Source organism: Vibrio sp. Vb0937, assembly GCF_033338855.1.
This window is the reverse complement of the sequence record NZ_JAWOTK010000010.1, coordinates 1-4,903: the sequence shown is the minus strand read 5'-3', so window position 1 is coordinate 4,903 and position 4,903 is coordinate 1. Positions and strand designations below refer to the sequence as shown.

The following is a 4,903-nucleotide window of genomic DNA, read 5'->3' as shown; positions in this document are numbered from 1 at the left end:
TAGAGGCTGTTAAAGCCACTGTCATTCTGAACAGCGAGGAATGAGCGTGGTCCAGAATCTATCGTCCGGTTGAGCAGTGGTTAAGCTGAGCGGGAAAGAATAGGAGCTTGCTGATACCAGATTCTTAGTTTCGCTGCGGCTCGCTAGAATGACGGACTCTTTTGATCTAGAGGCTCTTAAAGTCATCGTCATTCTGAACAACGAGGAACGAGTGTTGTTCAGAATCTATCGTCCGATTGCGCAGTGGCCAAGGTGAGTGCGAAAGAATAGGAGCTTGCTGTTATGAGATTCTTAGTCTCGCCAAGGCTCGCTAGAATGACGCTCCCCTTTGGTTTAGAGGTTGTTAAAGTCATCGTCATTCTGAACAGCGAGGGACGAGTGTGATTCAGAATCTACGCACAGAGTGCTCCGAGTTTGAAATAAACTGACTGAGCTCGAGAATTACAATGGAAAAGTAACAGCGAATAATGAAGGAGAATGAATCATCGATAAGACACCTTGCGTTTATATCCTAACGTCAAATAACAACGCCGTTCTCTACATAGGTGTTACCAGTCAGCTGCCCCAAAGAATATGGCAACATAAAAATGGAGTAGTGGAAGGATTTACTAAGAAATACAACGTTCATAAGCTCGTTTACTTTGAGTTATTCGACGATATGGCTAATGCTATCAACCGAGAAAAGCAGCTCAAGCAGTGGAAGCGTGAGTGGAAGTTAGCCTTGGTAAGAGAAACGAACCCTAACTTTCTCGATCTATCTACTGAGTATCAGTAAAAGTCATTCCTATCTTTAAACGCATTTAAGCTAACCACATCCGCTTTTTGTGTCGGTGCCGCTTCCCCTTCTAGCGCTGCTTTGAACTTTACGACCTGTTTTTGCAACTCGTTCATCAATACCACATTGGTGTGATGAGGGTTTTTACACGTGCTGATGACTCTATCAATGTGGCTTTGTTGAGCCCACAATCTTTCTTTCATATCTTCTGATGCGCTTTCGATCATCTCTTTCGCCATCTCATGACGAAATTGCTCAAAAGCTTCTGGGTCTCGCTCTGCCATTCGAACCATTTCATCGAATGGAGGAAGCGTTTGGGGTGGGATATGACGTAGAGTAGACATCGATGCTCTCCAAATCCTTATGGAAATTGCCTTTAGTTACTAAAAGCCTATACCACTAGAAAGAGGAGAGAGGATGAATTCTTCAGCCGTCTCACTTATAAGAGAAGCTTTCAAGCTGGAGATTGAATAAGTGCGGCATGTCGATGTTTGGTTGTGGTGGTTACTGCAGTTGTTGGATGCGGTAAACGCAGCGTCTTTGGCCGCTAATGATGTGTTCGGTACGCTCTACTTTGGTGTCATGTCCAAGTAAAGACTGAAAGACACTCAATTCTGATTGGCACAAGCTTGGGCAGCGAGTTGCGGCTTTACAAATCGGACAGTGATTTTCGATTAAAATAAATCCGTTCTCATCTTGCTCGAGTTCAGCCATATAGCCTTCTTGCTCTCTTAATGTGACGAGTGTTTCTAGTTTGCTTTGCAGAGAGTCGCATTGCTCAAGGTGCTGACGATAACTTTGTAACGTGAGTTTTTCCCTCTCTGATGTGACTTTTTCCAGTCCATCTTTGCCAAAGATATGTTCGACAGCTTCTATAAACTGAATGGTCAACTCACCGTGACGGTCAGCAAATTGCTCATGACCTTTTTGAGTGAGAGACCAATGACGAGCAGGGCGACCAACTTTCACTTTTACGTCATGGATAGAAAGAATGCCATCATCTTCTAAACTTTGTAGGTGCTGACGAGCCCCCATGGTTGTCATACCTAGCTCAGAAGAGAGTTGTTTTGCAGTGACGGAGCCATCACGCTTAACGATTTGCAATATCCTATCTACGGTCTTCATATACCCACCATTTATACGTCAGTACATATTATGCGCGATAGGGTTAGTAAAGAAAAGTGTTGACTTAATTTGAGTGTGGATTTGTAGGGGCTATGTTCATATGAGCTAATATATGTCGTCATTCTGAACAGCGAGGAACGAGGTGATTCAGAATCTATCTTTTGGTTGAGTAGTGGTTAAGGTGACCAGGCAAGAATAGGAGCTTGTTACTACTAGATTCTTAGTCTCGCTGGGGCTCGCTAGAATGACGAGTTCTTTTGATTTAGAGCTTGCTATGGTAACCGTCACTCTGAACGGCGAGGGACGAGGTTATTCAGAATCTATCTTTTGGTTGAGCAGTGGCTAAGGTGAGCGGGAAAGAATCGGAGTTTGCTGTTACCAGATTCTTAGTCTCGCTGGAGTTCGCTAGAATGACGAGTTTTTTTGATTTAGAGCTTATTAAAGTCTCCGTCATTCTGAACAACGAGGAATGAGGTGATTCAGAATCTATCTTTTGGTTGAGTAGTGGTTAAGGTGACCAGGCAAGAATAGGAGCTTGTTACTACTAGATTCTTAGTCTCGCTGGAGCTTGCTAGAATGACGAGTTCTTTTGATTTAGAGCTTATTAAAGTCACCGTCATTCTGAACATCGAGGAACGAGAGTGATTCAGAATCTATTGCCCGTTGTGCGGAAAGAAAGGCTCAAGCTCAGACTGAGCGAGAGCCTCGAGAAATGCTTAAAGAATAATATCGCGTACTTCTGGATCTTTACGATCTAGGTAGTGAGTCGACTTAATGCGGCGAATAGTTCGGCATCGACCGCGCACGAGCAGCGTTTCTGTGGTTGCAATATTGCCTTGACGAGAGATACCTTCCAGCAAGTCACCTTTAGTGATGCCTGTAGCTGAAAATACCACATTGTCGCTACGAGCCATGTCTTCCATTTTGAGGACAACATTCGCTTTTACGCCCATTTCATCGCAGCGTTTTAGTTCATCTGCACCGTAAATGCGGTTTTCTTCAGTATCGCCTTTTACTTCGTGACGAGGAAGCAGGCGACCGTGCATATCACCGTCTAGCGCTCGAATTACCGCTGCTGATACTACCCCTTCTGGCGCGCCACCAATACAGTACATCATGTCCACTTCACTGTCTGGCATACAAGTCAGAATAGAGGCAGCCACGTCACCATCAGGCACCGCAAAGACACGTACGCCCATTGCTTGCATTTCTGCAATAACGTTATCGTGGCGAGGTTTCGCAAGGGTAATAACGACTAGGGTATCAAGTGGCTTGTTCAGGGCTTTTGCTACGTTCTCTAGGTTTTCTTTTAACGGCTTTTCTAAGTCAATTACGCCTTTTGCACCAGGGCCAACAACCAGTTTTTCCATGTACATATCTGGCGCTTTAAGAAAGCTGCCTTTCTCACCTGCGGCAAGTACGGCTAGTGCGTTCGATTGTCCCATTGCCGTCATACGCGTTCCTTCAATCGGGTCGACTGCAATATCTACTTCATCACCACCAATACCCACTTGCTCACCAATGTACAGCATTGGCGCATCATCGATTTCACCTTCACCAATGACAATTTCACCACTGATATCTGTTTTGTTCAGTAGCGTGCGCATAACTTCAACAGCTGCGCCATCGGCTGCGTTTTTATCGCCACGGCCAAGCCATTTGTAACCAGCCAGAGCTGCACCTTCAGTCACACGGGAAAATGCCATTGCTAAATCGCGTTTCATGATGTCTCCAAGTAAGCAAGAGGGAAGAAGAATTTGCGCGGCGATTCTATCACAAGGTCGAGTAAACGTTTGCCTTTTTGCGAGGCTTTTACTTTATCTAACTTGAATTTGATCAATACTTAGGGCGATTTTCAGAGTAGCGGGACGCAAAATCCTTGCTCAAAAATGCTTCGGCGACAAGAAAAGTCAGCGTTTAGTGAGATTGCGCTGATTTTTTGACCGAATGATGCAAAATATCGAATATAGTGAGTGTTTCTCATCGCGACGCTGAGTAGAATGAACCTTATATAGGTTAGGTGTGCATCAATCTCGCACATCGTCCCAACGGAATAACATAGGTAGGCCAAGATGTCTTTTGAAGTACTAGAACAACTAGAATCTAAAATTCAAACTGCAGTTGACACAATCACTCTTCTTCAGATGGAAGTCGAAGAGCTGAAAGAAGATAAAGCTAAACTTGCGGAAGAAGCTAACGAGCTTCGCTCTCAACGTGAAGAGCTAGAGCAAAAAGCACAACAAGCACAGCAAGAGCACGCACAATGGCAAGAGCGCATTCGTGCACTACTTGGCAAAATGGACGAAGTGGAATAATTCAGCTTCTTCATTCCAAATTAAAAACACCCGCGCTAAGCGGGTGTTTGTGTTTTAGGGAAGTAGAAAATGTTAAGACAAGGCGCTGATAGCTAAGAGAAGACCCTATAACTTAGACACCTAAGACTCGCTATGCTTCTTCATCCAACTCTAAATCAATATTCAATGGTTCAGGCGACAGGATAATTCCGGTGCTATCAGCATAAATATAATCTTCAGGTAAGAAGCTGACGCCGCCAAAGTTGACTGGTACATCCAATTCGCCAATACCCTGGCTGGTCGCTCCAACAGGAATAGAGGCGAGGGCTTGAATGCCTAAGTTCATATCTTCAAGTTCATCTACTTCACGAACACAGCCGTAAACGACAATGCCTTCCCACTCGTTTTCTTCCGCAATGGTTGCGATTTCTGCATCGATAAGGGCTTTACGTAGGGAACCGCCACCGTCAATTAACAAAACGCGACCAAGTCCATCTTGCTCTAATGTCTCGCGGATCAACGAATTATCTTCAAAACACTTGATGGTGGTGATTTGCCCGGCAAATGAAGCGCGACCGCCAAAGTTACTGAACATTGGTTCAACCACATCTACCTGATCGAGGTAGATATCACAGAGTGCTGAGGTATTGTATTCCATAGCGTACCTTTCTAAACAGAAATTGGTTGTCTTTGAGTATATCTAGGCATT

General features: G+C 44.5%; 6 protein-coding genes. 2 read left to right on the top strand and 4 right to left on the bottom strand.

Features of this window, described 5'->3' with window-relative positions:
- Positions 1-481 precede the first annotated feature (481 nt).
- Complete coding sequence (locus tag R7P67_RS14190) at positions 482-775, top strand: GIY-YIG nuclease family protein (RefSeq protein WP_025768346.1); 294 nt, start codon at positions 482-484, stop codon at positions 773-775.
- Here the strand turns inward: R7P67_RS14190 and R7P67_RS14185 are convergent.
- The 3 genes from R7P67_RS14185 to glpX form a co-directional block, all read right to left on the bottom strand.
- On the bottom strand, positions 769-1,119 hold the full coding sequence (locus R7P67_RS14185; protein WP_005383183.1) for a DUF3135 domain-containing protein: 351 nt from the start codon (positions 1,117-1,119) through the stop codon (positions 769-771). The two genes, R7P67_RS14190 and R7P67_RS14185, sit on opposite strands and share 7 nt — an antisense overlap.
- 160 nt (positions 1,120-1,279) lie before the next feature.
- Positions 1,280-1,900, bottom strand: coding sequence for a helix-turn-helix transcriptional regulator (locus tag R7P67_RS14180; RefSeq protein WP_005383182.1), 621 nt, complete (start codon positions 1,898-1,900; stop codon positions 1,280-1,282).
- Between the two features lie 716 nt (positions 1,901-2,616).
- Complete coding sequence (gene glpX / locus R7P67_RS14175; protein ID WP_047101877.1) at positions 2,617-3,624, bottom strand: class II fructose-bisphosphatase; 1,008 nt, start codon at positions 3,622-3,624, stop codon at positions 2,617-2,619.
- A 348-nt stretch (positions 3,625-3,972) separates the two neighbouring features.
- Between glpX and zapB the strand changes: the two genes are divergently transcribed.
- Positions 3,973-4,215, top strand: coding sequence for a cell division protein ZapB (gene zapB, locus R7P67_RS14170; RefSeq protein ID WP_005379536.1), 243 nt, complete (start codon positions 3,973-3,975; stop codon positions 4,213-4,215).
- A 130-nt stretch (positions 4,216-4,345) separates the two neighbouring features.
- Here the strand turns inward: zapB and rraA are convergent, their stop codons facing one another.
- Positions 4,346-4,852, bottom strand: coding sequence for a ribonuclease E activity regulator RraA (gene rraA / locus R7P67_RS14165; protein ID WP_005379537.1), 507 nt, complete (start codon positions 4,850-4,852; stop codon positions 4,346-4,348).
- Positions 4,853-4,903: the final 51 nt, after the last annotated feature.

Excerpts from the sequence above, each read along its gene's own strand:
- R7P67_RS14185 (WP_005383183.1), bottom strand. The coding sequence starts at position 1,119 with ATGTCTACTCTACGTCATATCCCACCCCAAACGCTTCCTCCATTCGAT.
- R7P67_RS14180 (WP_005383182.1), bottom strand. The coding sequence starts at position 1,900 with ATGAAGACCGTAGATAGGATATTGCAAATCGTTAAGCGTGATGGCTCC.
- glpX (WP_047101877.1), bottom strand. The coding sequence starts at position 3,624 with ATGAAACGCGATTTAGCAATGGCATTTTCCCGTGTGACTGAAGGTGCA.
- zapB (WP_005379536.1), top strand. The coding sequence starts at position 3,973 with ATGTCTTTTGAAGTACTAGAACAACTAGAATCTAAAATTCAAACTGCA.
- rraA (WP_005379537.1), bottom strand. The coding sequence starts at position 4,852 with ATGGAATACAATACCTCAGCACTCTGTGATATCTACCTCGATCAGGTA.